This is a genomic window from Negadavirga shengliensis (assembly GCF_042652345.1).
GTDB lineage: Bacteria > Bacteroidota > Bacteroidia > Cytophagales > Cyclobacteriaceae > Negadavirga > Negadavirga shengliensis.
The window spans coordinates 121,065-138,854 of record NZ_JBHSJJ010000007.1 but is presented as its reverse complement, the minus strand read 5'-3'; the positions used below and the strand labels follow the sequence as shown (position 1 = coordinate 138,854).

The following is a 17,790-nucleotide window of genomic DNA, read 5'->3' as shown; positions in this document are numbered from 1 at the left end:
GTTTTACTCCCTATGTATTAATTTCAATAATTCTTTTGCAATGGCTTTGTCATCAAAGGGATGTCTCACGCCTTTTATTTCCTGATAGGTTTCATGGCCTTTGCCGGCTATCAGGATAATATCACCTTTTTCGGCCATGGAACAGGCCGTTTTGATAGCGGACCTCCTGTCTTCGATGGTCAGTGTCTTTTTGAGATCAATAGGGCTGACGCCTGCTTCCATCTCCTTCAGAATCTCCATCGGGTCTTCGTTTCTGGGGTTGTCGGAGGTAAAGATTACCCTGTCGCTCAGCCGGCAGGCAATTTTGGCCATCACGGGCCGTTTGGCCTTATCCCTGTTTCCTCCACACCCTACTATTGTAATAAGGGTTTCCCCACCTGTTCTTAGTTTTTGGATGGTTTTGAGGACATTTTCTAAGGCATCGGGCGTATGCGCATAATCCACAATAGCAGTGATTCCCCCTGCTTCTACTTGATCAAACCTGCCAGGCGCCCCTTTAAGCTGGGAGAGCTGTCTCAGGACTTCTTCCTCCTCTTCTTCCAGGATGAAAGCGGTTCCCATAACTGCCAAAAGATTATAGGCGTTGAATTCACCGATCATCCTGAACCATACTGACTGTCCTTCGATTTCAAGTTCCAGCCCCTGAAGGGTGTTGCTCAGGACCTTGGCTTTGTAATCGGCAGGATACTTTAGGGCATAGGTAAATGGGCGCGCCTTGGTGTTTTGAAGCATTACCAGCCCCCGCTTATCGTCAGCATTGATCAAGGCAAAAGCCTCTTTAGGCAACTCATCGAACAATTTCTTTTTGGCTTTAATATATTCGCTGAAGGAGCCATGGTAATCCAGATGGTCATGGGATATATTGGTGAAAAGCGCTCCCGCGAACTTTAAGCCCGCCGTTCTTTCCTGCACAATGGCATGTGAGCTGGCCTCCATAAAACAATGGGTACACCCTTTACCCAACATCCTGACCAGCAATTCATTAATGGTTATCACATCAGGAGTAGTGTGGGTGGCAGGTATTATTTCCTGATTAATTCTGTTTTCTACCGTGGAAATGAGCCCGGATCCATGCCCCAATTCCAAAAACAGCTGATGGAGAAGGGTGGCTGTCGTAGTTTTGCCATTTGTTCCGGTAACGGCAATCAGCTTCAGTTTCTCTGAAGGGTGCCCATAAAAGTTAGCTGCCATGAGCCCCAAAGCCTTCGCCGCATTGACCACTTGCACATAGGTGATGCCTTCCAGCAGTTCACCTGGCAATTTTTCACATACTACTGCCGACGCCCCGCTCTCTATCGCCTTATCTATATAATCGTGTCCATCCACTTGGGTCCCTGGCATGGCGATAAAGACGCTTCCTGATTTGACTTTTCTGCTATCAAAAGCCAAATGGTCTATCCCCAGTTCCATGTCCCCTTTGGTGGAGGCAAGTGATACTTTATACAATATGTCTTTTAGCGGTTTTCTCACCCTAAAATTATTTTGATGCTGTCGTTCTTTTTGATGGCAGATCCAATCGGCAAGGACTGGGAAACCACCCTGCCTTTGCCTGAATAATTGACCCTTAATCCTTTATTCTCAAGAATATATAAGGCATCCCTCAGCGTCAGCCCGCTTACGTCGGGAACCGTTTCCGTTTCTATTGGATTGGAAACCCATTGTATGGAACGGTGGGATACCGTCGACTTTACCCATTTTTCGGCACCATTGTAATGGTTGGAAATGCCGAATTTGTTGCAGATCATCTGAAGTTCCTCCGTCATCCCTGCTTTGATAAAGGGGAATTCCGTAGGATCCGGTCTGTGTTCCTTTTTGTTATTTTTGCCGTCATTCAGGTTGAGATCCTGTGCGTGGATTTTATCGGCAATTTCTTTGAAAACAGGGGCCGAGATATCTCCTCCGTAAGCATTGAAGCCCTTTGGACTGTCAACGACGATGATGGCACTGTATTTTGGATTTTCCGCCGGGAAATATCCTGCGAAGGATGTATAGTATTTCTGGGTATACCTGCCATCGATCAGCTTTTGGGCGGTACCTGTTTTTCCTGCAATTCTATAATCAACGTTTTTAATATTTTTGGCCGTGCCATTTTCCACAACACCCTCCAGAAGAGATTGCAGTTGTTTTACTGTTTTCGACGATACGATTTGTTTCTGGATGACCTCTGTTTTGAAGGTTTCTTTAACCTGGTTGCCTTTTGAAATCTGCTGGACAATCATCGGTTTTACCATCTTCCCGTCGTTGGCAATGGCATTGTAGAGCATCAAGGTATGCAGAGGGGTTACTTTGAGTTCATAGCCTATTGACATCCAAGGAAGTGTGGTTCCATACCAGCTTTTTGTTCCCGGTTTTTTGAAATAGGGGACCCCTTCACCCGTGATCTGAAATCCCATCGGTTTGTCAATGGCGGATTTGGAAATGTATTCGAGAAATGTAGAGGGGTTCACCCCGAAATGTTCATTTACAAGCCGGGATATACCCACATTGGAAGACTTTTCGAAAGCCTCCCTTACGGAGATTTTTCCATAGCCCCCGGTTTTTACATCCCGCATGGAGCGGTCATAAAATCTGAAAACACCATTCCCCGTATCAACGCTGTCATTAAGGCTGATTTTTCCTTCTTCCAATAACGCCATGATGGAAAGGAGCTTGAAGGTAGAGCCGGGTTCTGTAAGCCCCTGCTCGCCGATGGCATAATTATAATATTCCCCGTAGCCGTTGCTGTTTTTGTTTTTTTGCAAATTGGCCAGGGCTTTGATATGGCCGGTAGCTACCTCCATGACAATTACGCAGCCAAATTCGGCATCTTTGTTCAAAAGCTGTCTTAGAAGTGCAGATTCCGCCACATCCTGAATATTCACATCTAACGTGGTAACGATATCATAACCATCGGTTGGTTTGATATCTTCGGCATCGTGTACCGGTTTCCATGTACCTCCGGCTATTTTTTGGAACAGTGCCTCTCCGTTTCTTCCCTGAAGATGCTCGTTGAAACTGTATTCCAGTCCAACCCCGTATTGGTCCTCGTTCAGAAAACCTACGGTCCGGCCGGCCAGGTTTTTAAATGGCCGGTATCTTTGATCCAGCTTCTCAAAGATCACTCCGCCGCCCAGCCGGCCTTCTCTGAACACCGGCCATGACATCATGGTAAGTTTATCTTGATACCCGATTTGCTTTCTGTTCAGGATAAGGTATTTTTTTCCGTTACTCCGGGCGTCCAGGATCATTCTTTTATATGAACCTGCAGGTTTATCTCTGTAAAAGTTCGATAACAGCAGGGAAAGCGAATCTATTCCGGATTTGAGTTTATCTTCCTGAGCAATGGACGGATCCATTGCCACCCTGTAAAACGGCAGGCTGGTGGCGAGCAGGCTGCCATCGGCACTGTAGATATTCCCCCTTGTGGCTTTGACCGGCCTGTATTGCAGGTTGACTTCCTCTGACATCTGTTGCCATTTTTCGCCTTCCACAAATTGGATCTGGGTAATCCTGTAAAAAACAGCTACAGCAAGGATTGTCACTGCTAAAAAAGCAATCCTGACTCTCAACAATATGGACTTTTTGATGTTCACTTTTTCAAAATGATTTTTTGTGGTGGTTCATCTATTTCCATTATCCCCAGTGGAGCGATTTTTTTGGCTACTTCTGATTGTTTGCTTGCATACATGTATTCCGCTTCCAGGGTGGTGACGTCTGCCCGCAGATCCTCCACTTCCTGCTGGAGTATATCTATTTTTCTAATGGTGTTTTCAGCTTTATGATTGCTCCATATATAAATAAGTGCCAAAAAAGCGGCATATAGAAAAGGAGGCACCAACTTCAATGGAATGCCTTCCCCTAGGAGACCGCTTACATCCAAGGTCCTCTCTAGAAAAGCAAAAGGATTGAATCGGAATTTCTTCCTCTTGGCCGCCGGGGCATTTTTTTTTCTAAAAGTGTTTTGTCCCATGTTCAAAGTTTTTTTGCAATTCTCAACTTGGCACTTCTGGCACGGGGGTTTTGAAGGAGTTCTTCTTCACTGGCTACCAGCGCTTTTCTGGTAACCGGCTCCAACGGCCGGATAGGGTTTCCATAAAAATCCTTTTCCAGTTCTCCAAACAGTTTCCCCTTGTTCATAAAATTTTTGACCATTCTGTCTTCCAGTGAATGGTAACTGATGACTACCAACCTTCCTCCCGGTTTGAGGATTTCAACGCTTTGCTCCAGCATTTCTTCCAAGGCGGACATTTCATCGTTGACTTCAATTCGAAGCGCCTGAAATACCTGCGCCGCGTATTTCGCTGTTTTTCCTTTGGGCGCATACCGGTCCAAAAGTTGTTTAAAAGACGCTATCGAACCGAAAGGTTCGTTGGCCCTGGCAGAAACAATCGCCCTGGCCAAGGTTTTCGCATTTTTCACTTCTCCATAAACACCGAAGATGCGGTGCAGCTTTTCTTCCTCATATTGGTTGAGGATATCAGCAGCAGTCTGATCACCCGACTGGCTCATGCGCATATCCAGTTTACCGGAGAAGCGGGTGGAAAAGCCTCTTTTGGGCTCATCGATCTGGTGCGAGCTGATGCCGAGATCGGCCAGAATACCATCAACTTCGGTGACCTTGTATATTTTCAGGTACCGCTTCAGGTCCCTGAAGTTGGCGGGGATAAATGTGAAACGGCTGTCATCCGGTACATTTGCCCCGGCATCGGGATCCTGGTCAAAACCATATAAGTGGCCTTGCTCCAGGTGTTTCAGGATTTCTTTTGAATGCCCCCCACCTCCAAAAGTAAGGTCCACATATATCCCGTCAGGCTGGATATCCAGACCTTTTATGCTGGTACTGAGCATCACTGGAATATGGTAAACCGGGTTACCCACCTTTCTTCAGATATTTTTTATTCAGTTCATTGAATATTTTTTCTTCTTTAATGATAAATTCCTCATATAAATCAGGATTCCATATTTCAATCTTTACCCCTATCCCCACTACTATCGCTTCTTTTTCCAACTGAGCATGACGCATCATGGTGCGGGGAATGAGCAAACGGCCGGCATTGTCCAGTTCCACGGGAGCCTCTCTCCTAAAATAAGACCTCCTGAAATTCCTTACCTCATCCTGCGTGTCATCAAGGCTCGCCAGTCGGCTATAATCCTTCTTTACTTCCAGCATGGTCAGTAGTTCCAGGCAAGGTTCTAAGCCCCTTCTGAGCATAAGTTCGTGGCCCAGGGATTCGGGTAGTGATGCTTTCATTTTGGCAGGCAAAACCAGCCGCCCTTTGGCGTCGAGTTTACATTCATATTCTCCTGTGAAAAATGCCATGTTTAATCTGCCTCCTTATCAAATACAAAAGTAATAAATACCTGAACACAATCTACCACAATCTCCCACTTTTTACCACTTTGTGATAAAAGTATCCAAAAGATCCTAAAAACACAATTTTTTTTACAAAAAATTAAAACTGATCAGGCTGGGTCTAAGGAGGTTACAATGCCGCTAAAAAAAGCGGTTTTAGCGATAAAATTGAGATGGGATGAAATTTGAAGGGTTTTTTATCCTAAAAAAAATGCTGATGACAAAAGCATTTAATCCCCGGTGTAGAAAGGTGGGAGTATTTCCCATGACTTTTCCAAAAAAATGAGATTTTCGGTAAAAAGGAATAATTTAAAAGATACTTTTTGGGCGGATCAGGATCATGGGCATGTCGTGGGCCGGACAGGATTATTTCTTTCTTTCAATGGTATAAGTCACAAGGGTTTCCAATGAATCCCGGTACGCTGATTCGGGGAATTCTTTGAGGATGTTTAAGGCCTCTTGATAATAAGCATGCATGATTTTTTGGGAATATTCCAGGCCTCCCGTACCCTTCACAAAATCGATTACCTCGTTCACGGCTTTTTTGTTCTGGCTTTTATTCCGGATCAGATAAATGATTTTTTTTCTGTCCAGCCAGGATGCCTGATTCAAGGCATAGATCAAGGGAAGGGTCATTTTTTTCTCCTTAATATCAATGCCGACGGGTTTGCCGACTTCGTCCTTCCCGTAGTCAAAAAGGTCATCTTTTATCTGGAATGCCATTCCTACTTTTTCGCCAAAGAGCCGCATTTTTTCAATAACAGCTTCCTCGGCGCCTGCGGTGGAGGCCCCCACAGCACAGCATGAAGCAATAAGACTGGCCGTCTTTTGCCGGATGATGGTATAATACACTTCTTCTGTAATATCCAGGTTACGGGCCTTTGCGATCTGGAGAAGTTCCCCCTCACTCATTTCCCTGACCGCATTGGAAACGATGCGAAGCAGGTCAAAATCCCCATTGTCCACACTGAGCAGCAGCCCTCTGGACAGAAGATAATCTCCCACCAAAACAGCGATTTTGTTTTTCCATAACGCATTGATGGAAAAGAAGCCTCTGCGATAATTGGCATCATCCACTACATCGTCATGAACAAGGGTGGCGGTATGAAGCAGTTCTATCAGCGCAGCCCCTCTATAAGTGGCTTCTGTGATGTGCCCCGTCACGCCACTTGTCAAAAAAACAAACATAGGCCGCATCTGTTTTCCCTTTCTCCGTACGATATACTGCGTGATATGGTCTAACAGTTTGACCTTACTCTGCATGAAGGAGCGGAATTTTTTTTCAAAATCGGCCATTTCACTGGCTATCGGTGATTGTATCTGCTTTAAATCCTGCTTCATTTGAAATATAGATGCTGCAATAATACGATGTATTCATTCATTGACAAAACCCCCTAATCAATATTGTGTTTATTGATTTTTATTTTTACTTATCTTTGATCAACCAAAATCTGAACCCTTGACCGACAATTATATTAAACACAAATACGCGCCAATATTTCCAAAAAAGGATGAGTGGCCCGTGGTAAAATTAAGTAAAAATCGAAAGTTGTTCATCCAAAAGGTAGTGGAGACCAGTAATGAGAGGATACTTGAACTGACCGGAAACCAGGTTCATCTGCTAAAAGAAGAATTGGAAACCACATTGTATCGCGAGAGGATGAGGATCAAACAGAATCCCTGGTTGGTGGACCCCGATGACGAAAAGTTTTTTTGGTCCAAGGTTAAATCTTCCTTGCTGGCCATTGGGAGTGATCAGCAACTGGGAGGGGAAGCCAAAAGGAGGGCCTATCTGGAAATACTTACCTCCATTACCCTCAGGTACGCGGAAGAGATAGCGGGAAACTTTAAGCACAGCCATTATAAAATGACCAGAAGTATGGTCACCTTCGGGTTTTCCAGGTTGTTGAATACTGCTCGGGTGAAAGGGTTTAAATCGATTTTCAGTAAGCAATACAGCTTGCAGGATAAAATACAGATCACCGGGGAGACGGACCAATTAAGAGAACTGGCCTCCAAGGGTACCATAGTGATGGTGCCCACGCATTTCAGTAACCTCGACAGCGTCCTTGTCGGATGGACCATCAGTACGCTTGGTTTACCGCCATTTATTTACGGGGCCGGATTGAACCTGTTCAACATTCAGATTTTTGCCTATTTTATGAATGCGTTGGGGGCCTACAAGGTGGACAGAAGAAAGAAAAACCTGCTTTATGTCGAAACGCTCAAAACTTATTCCAAAGAGGCCATCATGTTTGGATGCCACAGCCTCTTTTTTCCAGGCGGGACCAGATCCCGTAGCGGCAACATTGAGTCCAAATTGAAACTCGGACTGTTGAGTACTGCCATCGAAGCCCAACGGGCAAATTATCAAAAAGGATTTGAGGAAAACAGCGGCAAAATTTTCATTGTCCCAGTTACGATCAATTACCATTTTGTATTGGAAGCGCCAAGTCTGATCAAAGAACACCTGGATTTTACCGGTCAGGAAAGGTACTATAATGAATCCGATGAGTTTTCCACCTCTTATAAGATTTCAAAGTTCTTGGTAAAATTCTTCACCAAGGGATCTGATATTTCTGTTTCAATCGGTAAAGCAATGGATATTATGGGCAACTATGTGGACAATGAAGGGAACAGCAGGGATAAATACGGACGGGGCATAGATTGCAGAGACTATTTTGTGAGCAATGGCGAAGTAACAGTGGACCTCCAGCGGGAAGAGGAGTATACAAAAAAGCTGGGTGGCAGAATCGTAGAAGAGTTTCATAAAATCAACCGGGTATTCAGCAGTCATCTTGTGGCATTTACCGCTTTTCGGTTGATCAAGAAGGCCAACCGCACCCTGGATCTTTTTAGCCTGCTGAGAATCCCGGAGGAAGACATCATACTGGATTATGCTGAGTTCGAAAGGGCTTGTCAGCAAGTTTTGGACAGGATCAAAGAGCTCAGAGAAGAGGGGAAGGTGCATATGGCGCCTCACCTGAGCGGGGGCATAGAAGAGATCATTGCGCATGGATTGGATAACGTGGGGATGTACCATGCGAAGAGGCCACTGATCCGCAATGAAAAAGGCGACGTGATTACTGAGGACATCAGCTTATTGTACTATTATCATAACAGACTGGATGGATATGAACTTGAAAAAATCTTATAGAAACAAACCAGTTGGTGTGATAGGAGTTGGCAGCTTTGGTGCGGCAATAGCCAACTTGCTCTCGGAAAAAAGACAGGTGAAAGTCTATGCCAGAGACCTTAATGTGGTAGAGGAAATCAATGAATTTCACACGGCCAAGGGTAGAAAACTGCATGAAAGTATCGAAGCTACCAATGACCCTGAATATATATGTGACACCTGTGACGTGCTGTTTCCTATGGTGTCTTCCTCAGGGTTCAGGGAGGTGATCAGACAGTTTTCGCCTTATCTGCACCCGTATCATTTGATGATCCATGGGACCAAGGGGCTTTCACTGAACCTTCCGGATGGGATGTCTTTGGAGACCGTGAAAAAGATAAAAAGGGAAAATATCTGCACCATGAGTGAGGTGATCATGAATGAAACCGTAGTGGTCCGGGTGGGCTGTTTGGCGGGGCCGAATCTCGCCAAAGAACTCCTCCAGAACCAACCGGCGGCAACAGTGGTGGCCAGTCACTACAATGAAGTGATACAGGAAGGCCAGCGCCTCCTGCGCTCGGATAATTTCCAGGTTTATGGCAACCCGGATATCGTAGGGGTAGAGTTAAGTGGGGTTTTGAAAAACATCATAGCCATTGCTGCAGGCGCATTGTCGGGGATGGGGCTGGGTGAAAATGCGAAGGGCTTGTTGATATCCAGGGGGATGGTGGAACTGATTTATTTGGGCAACGCCATGGGAGGCAGTACCAAGTCGTTTATTGGACTGGCGGGAATTGGCGATCTTGTCACCACTTGCAACTCCACGCTTTCCAGAAATTTCACGGTGGGTTACCGTCTGGCAAAAGGAGATAAACTGGATGACATTGTTGCGGATATGGAAGAAGTGGCGGAGGGGATCAATACGGTTAAATTGGTCAAGCTTTTTTTAAGCGGCACAGACCTTCGCGCCCCCATCACCGAAAACTTATACAAAGTGCTGTTTGAAGGTTTCAAAGTGGAAACCGCTTTGCAATATTTAATGAAATATCCCGCTAACGTGGATATAGATTTTTTGTGATTCCTTAACTGTCCAAACCCAAAATATCGGCGGCTGCCGGCGATATCCGTGCCAGGGTTTCGGGTCGGATATACCTTTTTTGATCCACTTGTTGGGGTTGGTCCCGCCGGCAGAAGTAACTGTGTATGGCTCTCCTCGCCTCGGAAGTATGGTTGGTGGTACCCCCATGCCAGGTGTGTGAGTTAAAAACCACCACGGATCCGGCAGGCGCTTCAATAAGGATCTCCTCTGGGTGGTGTTCCATTGGATCTTTTAAAGCATCCTGCGGAAGCAGGGTATTCAGGTGGGTACCCGGTACCACCCGGGTGGCGCCGTTTTCCTTTCTGAAATCATCCAGCAACCATATTGAGTTACAGACTTTGAAGTCATCGGGGCCTACAGCCTCGTGCCAATCCGCATGGAGTTTTTGGAGTCCCGCGCCGGGTTTTGCGGCGCGGTAGTTGAGCGAAGACAGCTTGATGTTTTGGCCCAGGACATGGGCGATGGCGGCCAAAACTTTTGGATGGGTATAAAAAACATCGAATTCAGCACCTTTGTTGACCAGATCTGCCAGGCGGTCCGCGCCGGCTTCCCGGGGATGCCGGATATAAGGAGAATCCACCAGTTCCCTTCCCGCATGTTCCCCTTCTTTTTCGAGCAATTCTTTGATTTTGCCTCTGATAGAAAGGAGTTGGGTCTCCGTAAGGAGCACTCCTAAATTAAGATAACCCTGGGTATCTAAAAATTCCTTTTCTTCCGATGATAGCGTGGAAGGGACAACACCTAATTTGGTTAAAGTATCCATGAGCTGCTTTGGTTAAAGGGTTACGTATCATTTATGTAAATTTATTCCAGTTTTTCCAATCTCTGCATAAGAGGCGGATGGGAATAATGGACAAATACATATGCCGGATGAGGGTTCAGATTGGAAAGGGTTTTGACCGATAAGGTTTTCAACGCTTCTGCCAGCGGCTTTCCGGCATAGGTCTTCCGGGCAAACTCATCGGCTTCAAATTCATGTTTTCTGCTAAGTATGTTCATGGCGATCCCCAGAAGCGTAGAAATAGGAGAGAAAAGCATGGTAAACCCGATGATATTCAGATGAACCGCCATTTGGCTTCCTCCAAGAGCCAAACTGATGTTTTCACTAAAAATAAACAGCGACAATATGTATAGAATTATTCCCGTCTGTACAATTCCGGTGAAGATGCCCAACTTGATATGCCCCTTTTTATAATGACCGATCTCATGGGCAAGCACAGCTACCAGTTCCTGGGTGGTGTGCTGTTCCAGAAGCGTGTCATAAAGTACCACTTTTTTCCGTTTCCCGAGTCCGGAAAAAAAAGCATTGGCCTTGGTGGATCTTTTACTGCCGTCCATGACAAAGACGTTATCCAATGAAAACCCTACCGACTGGGCATAATCCAGGATGTTTTTTTTCAGCTCACCCTCTTCCAGGGGAGACAATTTGTTAAACAAGGGGAGAATTAATGCGGAGAAAAACATGTTGACCAATACCATGAAGATGGAAGCTATTATCCAGAATTGCCACCAAAAATCAGTTCCCATTTTCAGGACAAGCCAGAGAAGCGCAAACAGCAAAACCCCGCCGATCAGGACCGACAGGAGGTAGCTTTTGATTTTGTCCAAAAAGAAGGTTTTTTTGGTGGACTTGTTGAATCCAAAATCCTCTTCTATTTTAAAGGTATGATAATAGTCAAAAGGAATGGATATGAGTCCGGACCCGATAAATACGATGCCAAAATAAACAATGGATAAGAAAATGGGAGATTCGATGTAAGTCCGCAGCCATTCATCCAGAAATCCGAAAAAGCCGAACCAAATAAAACCTACTGTCAATAAAAAAGAAAAAATCCCCGTAACCAGCCCGAACTTGTAGTTGACCAACTGATAGTTTTTATGTTCCACCAGTTTCTCTTTACTTAAATACTGGTCCAATGTATTAGGAATGGATTTGATTTCTCTGTTTACATTCAGCCAGCTAAGGATTTTGTCGAATGCAAAATTAACGGTGAGTATCCCCACCAAGAGGTACTTTATGATTGTTGGGTCCATGTTGCAAAATTATCAAAATTTGGGACAAGGGAGTATGGTGTCCCTTTTTCTTGGAGCACCTGGGTTTTTTGGAGGAAAGATATAGGAAAGACTGACCTCATGTGCGCCACCGGACTGGATGCCCAGTTGGGACACGGTATAATCAAAGCTATACCCTATATTAAAACCGGAGGTAAGATTAAAGCCTACCATCATCACGATAGCATCCCGGTTGCTTTGCTGCTCTATAGGCTTATAGGGCAAACCCCTGTACCATGCTCCGAAAACCACAGGTTCGAAATAAAAATAAGCTCCCAGGTCCAGTTGCTCAAAGGGCCCCTGTCTTTTATAATTAAGCGTAGGTGTAAAATACCTTTGCCTATGGGTATGGGTAAAATCCCTTCTCATGGGGCCTTGCCCAAGAGAAATGCGGTAGCCGGTGTGGACGGAAAATTTGATGGGGAGGTGGCTGATCCCGTCTTCCAGAAAACTCTGGTTGGGCTGGTTGACATGATGCCCGGTAAATCCAAACCAGAAATTTTCCGTAAAGAAAAGCCCACCCAACGATACCGAAAGAAGATTCACAGGGTCCCCGAAACCCGGTAGATCATCGCCCGGCAAAATAGGTCCGAACGGGTCGCTGGGATTAATCTGGTTTGCAAAAACTAGGTTCTCATAAAAACCTATTTCCCGCCGGATATAACTTGCCTGAAAACCCGGCCTGAAATAAGCCTGATCAGCGATTTTGAGTTCATAGGAAATCATGCCTGAAATATTGGTGGACATCAGTCCGGCGGCGCCTTCTGTATCGTTGGTGACCAAGAACCCTATGCCGGTATTATATTCTTCCAAAAAGGTGTCAATGTAAGCAGAAAAAGTATTGAAGTTGGCGTCCAGCCCCGGCCACTGATTGCGGTAATTGACCCCGACGCGGGTAGCAAGTTCGGATCCTGCAAATGCCGGGTTTAAGTACAAGGGAGCCGCATAATACTGGCTGTATTGGGGGTCCTGACCATGACATGTTATGGATACAAGAAGCCCCGCCAGCGTGAAAAAAACTGTATTTATTTGCGACTTAAACAAGGATTTCTTCGTTAATTGGATACCAAACAGTTTATAAACGTTTTCCTGCTTTAATGGTGTATATAAAGCAGTGTGTAAATTATGAAATATAGCCCTATAAACATCATAATTAGAGTAACTTTTGCGGCAATATTTTTATTGGGTAATGAAAAAGTTCTTTCCCAGGGCTATAACAATAACGAATGGATTTTCGGTTATTGCGGATCTTCCGAAAATAACAATTATATTTCTTTCGGCAAAGGAGGAGAACCCGCTGTCCAGAGTCTGCCCGGATCGATAATAGTAGGCGAAGACAATAACGCCATTGCCATTGATCCCATTACCGGTCAGATTCTTTTTTATACCAATGGGGAATTGGTATATAATTATGATAATCAACCCATTCAGGGAGCTCCTAATGGCTTTAACGGAAATTATGAAGGCAGGCAGACAGTGGCTATTAGCAGCTTGAGTTATGATCCCGACGGTGAGCGTCTTTTTTATGCTTTCTATATTTCTCCAAGTGGTCAGTTGCAATATTCTGTTATAGATATGGATGCCCCTGGGGGAGCCAATTCCAACCAACCTCCTTTGGGAGAAGTCACTACACTGGATGAACCTATCGGGCCTGCTTCCGGAGCAATCGCCGTGGTGAAAACCAGCGAATCGCCATCCTACCTGATTAGCTTTGAGGATGGAGAACTCGTAGCGAGAAGAATTGAGGAGGCGGAAGGCAGTTTTCTGGTAACCGATTCCGAAAGTTTTTCATCCATACCCAAGGCTATTATCTTCAATGAAGATACCCGGCAACTTGTAATTATACCGGAAAACCCAAACGAAGAGTTGGTTGTTCTGGATTTTGATACATCCACCGGTACTTTCGGCGCTCCTACCGCACTTTCTCAATCCGGTAACGGCGAGCCTATCGAAGGAGCTGCATTTTCTCCAGATGGCTCTTATATATATTTCAGTCAAGGAGACCAGCTGCTGAGAATCCCGGTTGATGACCCTAATGCCAGTCCGGAAGCTGTCCCGTTGGAGTCCGATATAGATCAAATATATGACATCAGAGCCGGGCCGGATGGGAGACTATATTACATTTATCAAGAACCAGACAATGATGCTTATTATGTAGGCAGGGTCAACAACCCAGACGAAGAAAGCCTGGAGGAAGTGGAACCGGAAGAGGATCCTTTTAATGGTACCGATTTCTGCGGAACGGTATTTCCTACTTTTTCCCCCAATATGGACATCGATGCTCAAGTGGATTTTATATGGCAGGATGACTTTCCCTGTATGAACAATCCCCTGCAACTGACCAGTATCATAGAACCTACCAATTATCGGCCTGTCAGCTTTGAATGGGAGATTTTACCACCACCTGTGGATGAGGACGGTGAGGAGATCGAAATGGACATGACCCAGGAGCACCTCCTCTTACCCGCCAGTGTCACATCAGAAGAGCAGGTGACCGTGATCTTGACGGTAACCTTTGCCAACGGGGAAACCGCAACCGCAGGACCGAAAACTATTGAATTTACCGAAAATGAACTGCAGGCACAGTTTACACCTTCCGATACCACTTTATGTTATCCCTGGTGCAATCCCGGGCTTGACCTCAATGATCTTTTGGAAGTGTCTTCCGGCGATGACCAAGGCGGTGGTGGAGGCGGTGGGCTTCCCGGTGGGGGTGTAGGAGGGCAACCGGGAGGCGGGAATTATGAATACTTCTGGTCCAATAAAAAAGATGAGCGGTGGATTTCTGAAGCTCCGAATGAAGTTTGCGAACCCGGTACCTACTGGGTATTGGTCAGGGAGCCTAACTCCACCTGCTATTCCTACGCGGAAATCACCGTAAGAGCCTGGGATACCGAAAACAACCAGCAGGTAAATGACCAAACCAATCAAATATGGTACTTCGGTAATAATGCCGGATTGGACTTTAATCCGGATCCGGATGATCCCGACGCACCCACTCCGAGACCTGTAGAGAATCCCGGCTATGTATGGAATTTACCCGCCGGTACCACCACCATCTCCGACCAGACCGGACAGGTGCTTTTCTATACCGACGGCGAAACCGTCTGGGACTTAAATGGAAACCAAATGGCGAATGGGGCCGATCTTGGGGGGGACAACATGTCCGCCGGGAGTGTGATCGCCGTAGAAGTACCCGGCGAACCGGGTTTGTATTACTTGTTTACCACCCAGGCGGCCGCCGGAGGATCAAATCAGGCTAATTTCTCGGTGGTTGATATGAGAGGACAAAACCAGGACGGTATTGGCAACGTGGTTTCCAAGGGTAATTTTCTCTTTAGCCCCAGTACGGAACATTCTGCCGCCTTGAATACCGGAGACACCACGTGGGTGATGTACCATGAAGTGGGGAACAACTCCTTCCGCGCCTACCCTGTCTCTGGCCAGGGTATTGGGCAGCCGGTCATCAGCTCAGTAGGGAGTGTCCATAATTTCGGGACAGGTGTGGGCACCATGAAATTCAGCCCACAAGGAGACAAACTGACTGTCACTATTGTTGAGAATGGATGTAGCTATGTGGAAGTTTTTGATTTTGATCAAAATTCAGGTGAGTTGACCAATGGGATGAAGATTGACCTGGGTTGTGATGATGAGGTGTATGGGGTGGAATTTTCGAGTGACGGTACCAGGCTTTTTGTGTCTTATTTAAACGAGAAAGGCGTGGAGGAATTCTTTATTCGAGGCGTGGAGGAGACGGATGCTACTGATCCCGAGAACCCCATTACCACTGTTTGTCCGGAATGTTTTGAAAATGCTTCCTCTCAATCTGAAATCGAACAATGTATTTTGGACAGCAGGGCGACTGTGTCAGGTTCCAATGGTTTGAACCTTGGCGCTTTGCAAATGGGACCTGATGGTCAAATTTATGCTGCCGTAGTAGGTTCAGACAGGATAGGACAGATACAAATAGGAAGTTCGTGCAATCCAAGTACCTTTTCTCAAGATGGAGTTTTGCCCATGCCTGGGCCATCAGGCCTGGGCTTGCCCTCATTTGTTCAGCAGTCTGGAAGCTACATCGCCGATCCTATGTTAAGCGGCCCTGAAAGGCTTTGCCTCAGCGCGGATGAAGGAGCGGTGGGGCTGTTTGAGGGTGGCGGCGAACCGGATATTGACAGTTATTTCTGGACGATTACCCATGAGGATGGCACGGTGGTGTATGATGACGGGGGGCCGGGGGAGGAATTTCAGGATCTGGAGTATGTATTTGACGCAGTAGGAGTTTATACCGTGGAACTTAATGTCGACCGGTGCGGGACGCCATGGGAAGAGGTTTTTACGATGGAAGTGGAGGTGCTGGATTCTCCCGAAATCATTTTGCCGTCGGAAATCACCCTTTGTGCAGGCGCTACCTTGGAGCTGGTCGCGGTTGACCCTGAGGATCCCAGTATTGATGAATACGTTTTTGAATGGGTGAATGCGGCGGGAGAAATAGTGGGCAACGAAAATGTACTGGAAGTAACAGAGGAGAGTATTTACACGGTTACGGTGGCGTATGCCCTTCCAGATGGGCAGGATCCTGCCACATTTGAAACCTGTCCCGTGACCCAGTCGGTGTTTGTGGGGCCGGCATTTGAATTTGAGATAACACAATCGGATGAAGAGGTTTGCTATGGCGAAACGGTTACTTTTTCACCCGATACCCCGGTGACAGGTGTCTGGTCCATCCAACTGGAAGGCTCGGATGAGCGGTTGAGTTTGGGTGAATCCCAGGAACTGGAACTGAATACCGGAGACCTGGAGGGGCCTGGAGACTATGAGGTTTATTTTTTGACAGAGGATCCCCTGGACAGTACCTGCGCGGTGGAAAAAACGGTGGCATTGAGGGTAAATCCATTGCCTGACTTTGAAATCATCAGCGTATCCCCGGCTGAAAGTTGTGAAGTAGGGGACGGTATGATTGAGATCAGGCTGCTTGCCGACCTTGACAGCCTGATATCACGCGATACGGAAGATGTGTTCCTGGGGTTGACGGCTGGCGAGACGCTTGCGCTTTCCGGTCTTGGCCCCGGTACTTATACTTTCGAAGGCTATAACGGGGGTTGTTTTGACAGTCAGGTGTCAGTGGTGGAAAATTCGAATCCACCCGCTGACGTGGGATTTGAGGTGGAAGCCTTTCCGGAAACCTGTGGAGTCGATGGCTTTACTGACGGGGCAATAGTCATCCGTTTTCCCAACGGCCCGGCTTCAGGGAGCTATACCATTATTGGATTGGACAGCGGGGAGGAGATCACGGATTCATTTACCGAAGAAACAGAAATAGAGACGGCCCTTCCCCGGGGAAGGTACATGGTGGAAGTGACTGACATTGGCGGCTGTGCCATCCCCGACCCGCAGACGTATGAAATCAGCGGGGGAGATGAGGTGGAAGTGGAACTCAGCAGTCCCCAACTTTGCGGAGGCGCGGAAACCACTGAAATCACCGCACTGGGAGACTTGACGGAAGTAGATAGGATGGAATGGTACAGGGTGGTGGGAGCTGCCAGGACCTTGATAGAAGGCGAAACCGGTCCCATAATTACGGTAGATGCTCCTGGCCGGTACGAAATTGTTTTATACAATGAAGTCGACTGTGTTATAGGTTCCGGGGAGATCGATATCAATGAATCTGCCAGTGAGCCTCCACAGCTACAGGATCAATATGAGATTTGTGCTTTGGAGGGAAACGTTACCACGCTTGATCCTGGCACATGGGCAACCTATGAATGGTTTTTGGACGGGGAACTGGTGAGTGAGGAACGGGAATTTACGCCGGAAGAGGATGGCGAATATGAATTGAGGGTAATGGATGAAGCAGGGTGTGAATTTTCCGTGACGTTCTCTGTTCAAAATGTATGTGAGGTAGATATTACTTTTCCCAATGCGGTTATCCCCGACAATCCGAGCAAAAACTTTGTGATCCACATCAAAGGACAGATAGACGAGATCCATGTTTACATATACAACCGATGGGGTGAATTGATCTATTACTGTGAGGAACAAAACCCCGTGGAAAACATTTCCATATGCAGTTGGGATGGCATGGTAAACGGAAGAAAAGTCCTTCCGGGAACATATCCGGTGGTGGTCAAGTTTACCAATGAAAGACAGATGATCAATAAAACTTTAAGAAAGGCTATAGTTGTAATAGATTAA

Annotated in this window: 12 protein-coding genes; 3 read left to right on the top strand and 9 right to left on the bottom strand. The window is 46.3% G+C overall.

All coding sequences use genetic code 11. The features are described from left to right. Nucleotides 1-3: 3 nt before the first annotated feature. The 6 genes from ACFPFU_RS13665 to ACFPFU_RS13640 form a co-directional block, all read right to left on the bottom strand. A complete protein-coding gene (locus ACFPFU_RS13665) occupies nucleotides 4-1,470 on the bottom strand; it encodes a UDP-N-acetylmuramoyl-L-alanyl-D-glutamate--2,6-diaminopimelate ligase (protein WP_377065324.1) in 1,467 nt (488 codons plus the stop codon). Next, nucleotides 1,467-3,572 carry a penicillin-binding protein gene (locus tag ACFPFU_RS13660; protein WP_377065323.1) on the bottom strand — a complete coding sequence of 702 codons (2,106 nt, stop codon included), beginning with the start codon at nucleotides 3,570-3,572 and terminating at the stop codon, nucleotides 1,467-1,469. The genes ACFPFU_RS13665 and ACFPFU_RS13660 overlap by 4 nt, the downstream gene beginning before the upstream one ends. Beyond that, entirely contained in the window at nucleotides 3,569-3,949 is a 381-nt protein-coding gene (locus ACFPFU_RS13655; protein WP_377065322.1) for an FtsL-like putative cell division protein, read from the bottom strand. The genes ACFPFU_RS13660 and ACFPFU_RS13655 overlap by 4 nt, the downstream gene beginning before the upstream one ends. Before the next feature lie 2 nt (nucleotides 3,950-3,951). Further along, complete coding sequence (gene rsmH, locus ACFPFU_RS13650) at nucleotides 3,952-4,857, bottom strand: 16S rRNA (cytosine(1402)-N(4))-methyltransferase RsmH (protein ID WP_377065321.1); 906 nt, start codon at nucleotides 4,855-4,857, stop codon at nucleotides 3,952-3,954. After that, nucleotides 4,850-5,299 (bottom strand): division/cell wall cluster transcriptional repressor MraZ, encoded by a 450-nt coding sequence (mraZ, locus tag ACFPFU_RS13645; protein ID WP_377065320.1) that lies wholly within the window; start codon nucleotides 5,297-5,299, stop codon nucleotides 4,850-4,852. The genes rsmH and mraZ overlap by 8 nt, the downstream gene beginning before the upstream one ends. Before the next feature lie 399 nt (nucleotides 5,300-5,698). Further along, a complete protein-coding gene (locus tag ACFPFU_RS13640) occupies nucleotides 5,699-6,673 on the bottom strand; it encodes a polyprenyl synthetase family protein (RefSeq protein WP_377065319.1) in 975 nt (324 codons plus the stop codon). Nucleotides 6,674-6,791: 118 nt separating this feature from the next. On the opposite strand from ACFPFU_RS13640, the gene ACFPFU_RS13635 reads away from it, so the two are divergent. Both ACFPFU_RS13635 and ACFPFU_RS13630 read left to right on the top strand, forming a co-directional pair. Next, a complete protein-coding gene (locus tag ACFPFU_RS13635; protein ID WP_377065318.1) occupies nucleotides 6,792-8,489 on the top strand; it encodes a 1-acyl-sn-glycerol-3-phosphate acyltransferase in 1,698 nt (565 codons plus the stop codon). Beyond that, entirely contained in the window at nucleotides 8,467-9,525 is a 1,059-nt protein-coding gene (locus ACFPFU_RS13630) for an NAD(P)H-dependent glycerol-3-phosphate dehydrogenase (RefSeq protein WP_377065317.1), read from the top strand. Before ACFPFU_RS13635 ends, ACFPFU_RS13630 begins: the two co-directional genes overlap by 23 nt. Nucleotides 9,526-9,529: 4 nt before the next feature. On the opposite strand, the gene ACFPFU_RS13625 is transcribed toward ACFPFU_RS13630, so the two are convergent. Genes ACFPFU_RS13625 through ACFPFU_RS13615 form a run of 3 tightly spaced genes read right to left on the bottom strand, consistent with a single transcriptional unit; the run spans nucleotide 9,530 to nucleotide 12,642 of the window. Next, on the bottom strand, nucleotides 9,530-10,309 hold the full coding sequence (locus tag ACFPFU_RS13625; RefSeq protein ID WP_377065316.1) for a phytanoyl-CoA dioxygenase family protein: 780 nt from the start codon (nucleotides 10,307-10,309) through the stop codon (nucleotides 9,530-9,532). A gap of 41 nt (nucleotides 10,310-10,350) precedes the next feature. Next, nucleotides 10,351-11,580 (bottom strand): M48 family metallopeptidase, encoded by a 1,230-nt coding sequence (locus ACFPFU_RS13620; protein WP_377065315.1) that lies wholly within the window; start codon nucleotides 11,578-11,580, stop codon nucleotides 10,351-10,353. A 12-nt stretch (nucleotides 11,581-11,592) separates the two neighbouring features. Continuing rightward, a complete protein-coding gene (locus tag ACFPFU_RS13615) occupies nucleotides 11,593-12,642 on the bottom strand; it encodes a PorP/SprF family type IX secretion system membrane protein (protein WP_377065314.1) in 1,050 nt (349 codons plus the stop codon). A gap of 81 nt (nucleotides 12,643-12,723) precedes the next feature. Between ACFPFU_RS13615 and ACFPFU_RS13610 the strand changes: the two genes are divergently transcribed. Beyond that, nucleotides 12,724-17,790 carry a T9SS type B sorting domain-containing protein gene (locus ACFPFU_RS13610; RefSeq protein WP_377065313.1) on the top strand — a complete coding sequence of 1,689 codons (5,067 nt, stop codon included), beginning with the start codon at nucleotides 12,724-12,726 and terminating at the stop codon, nucleotides 17,788-17,790.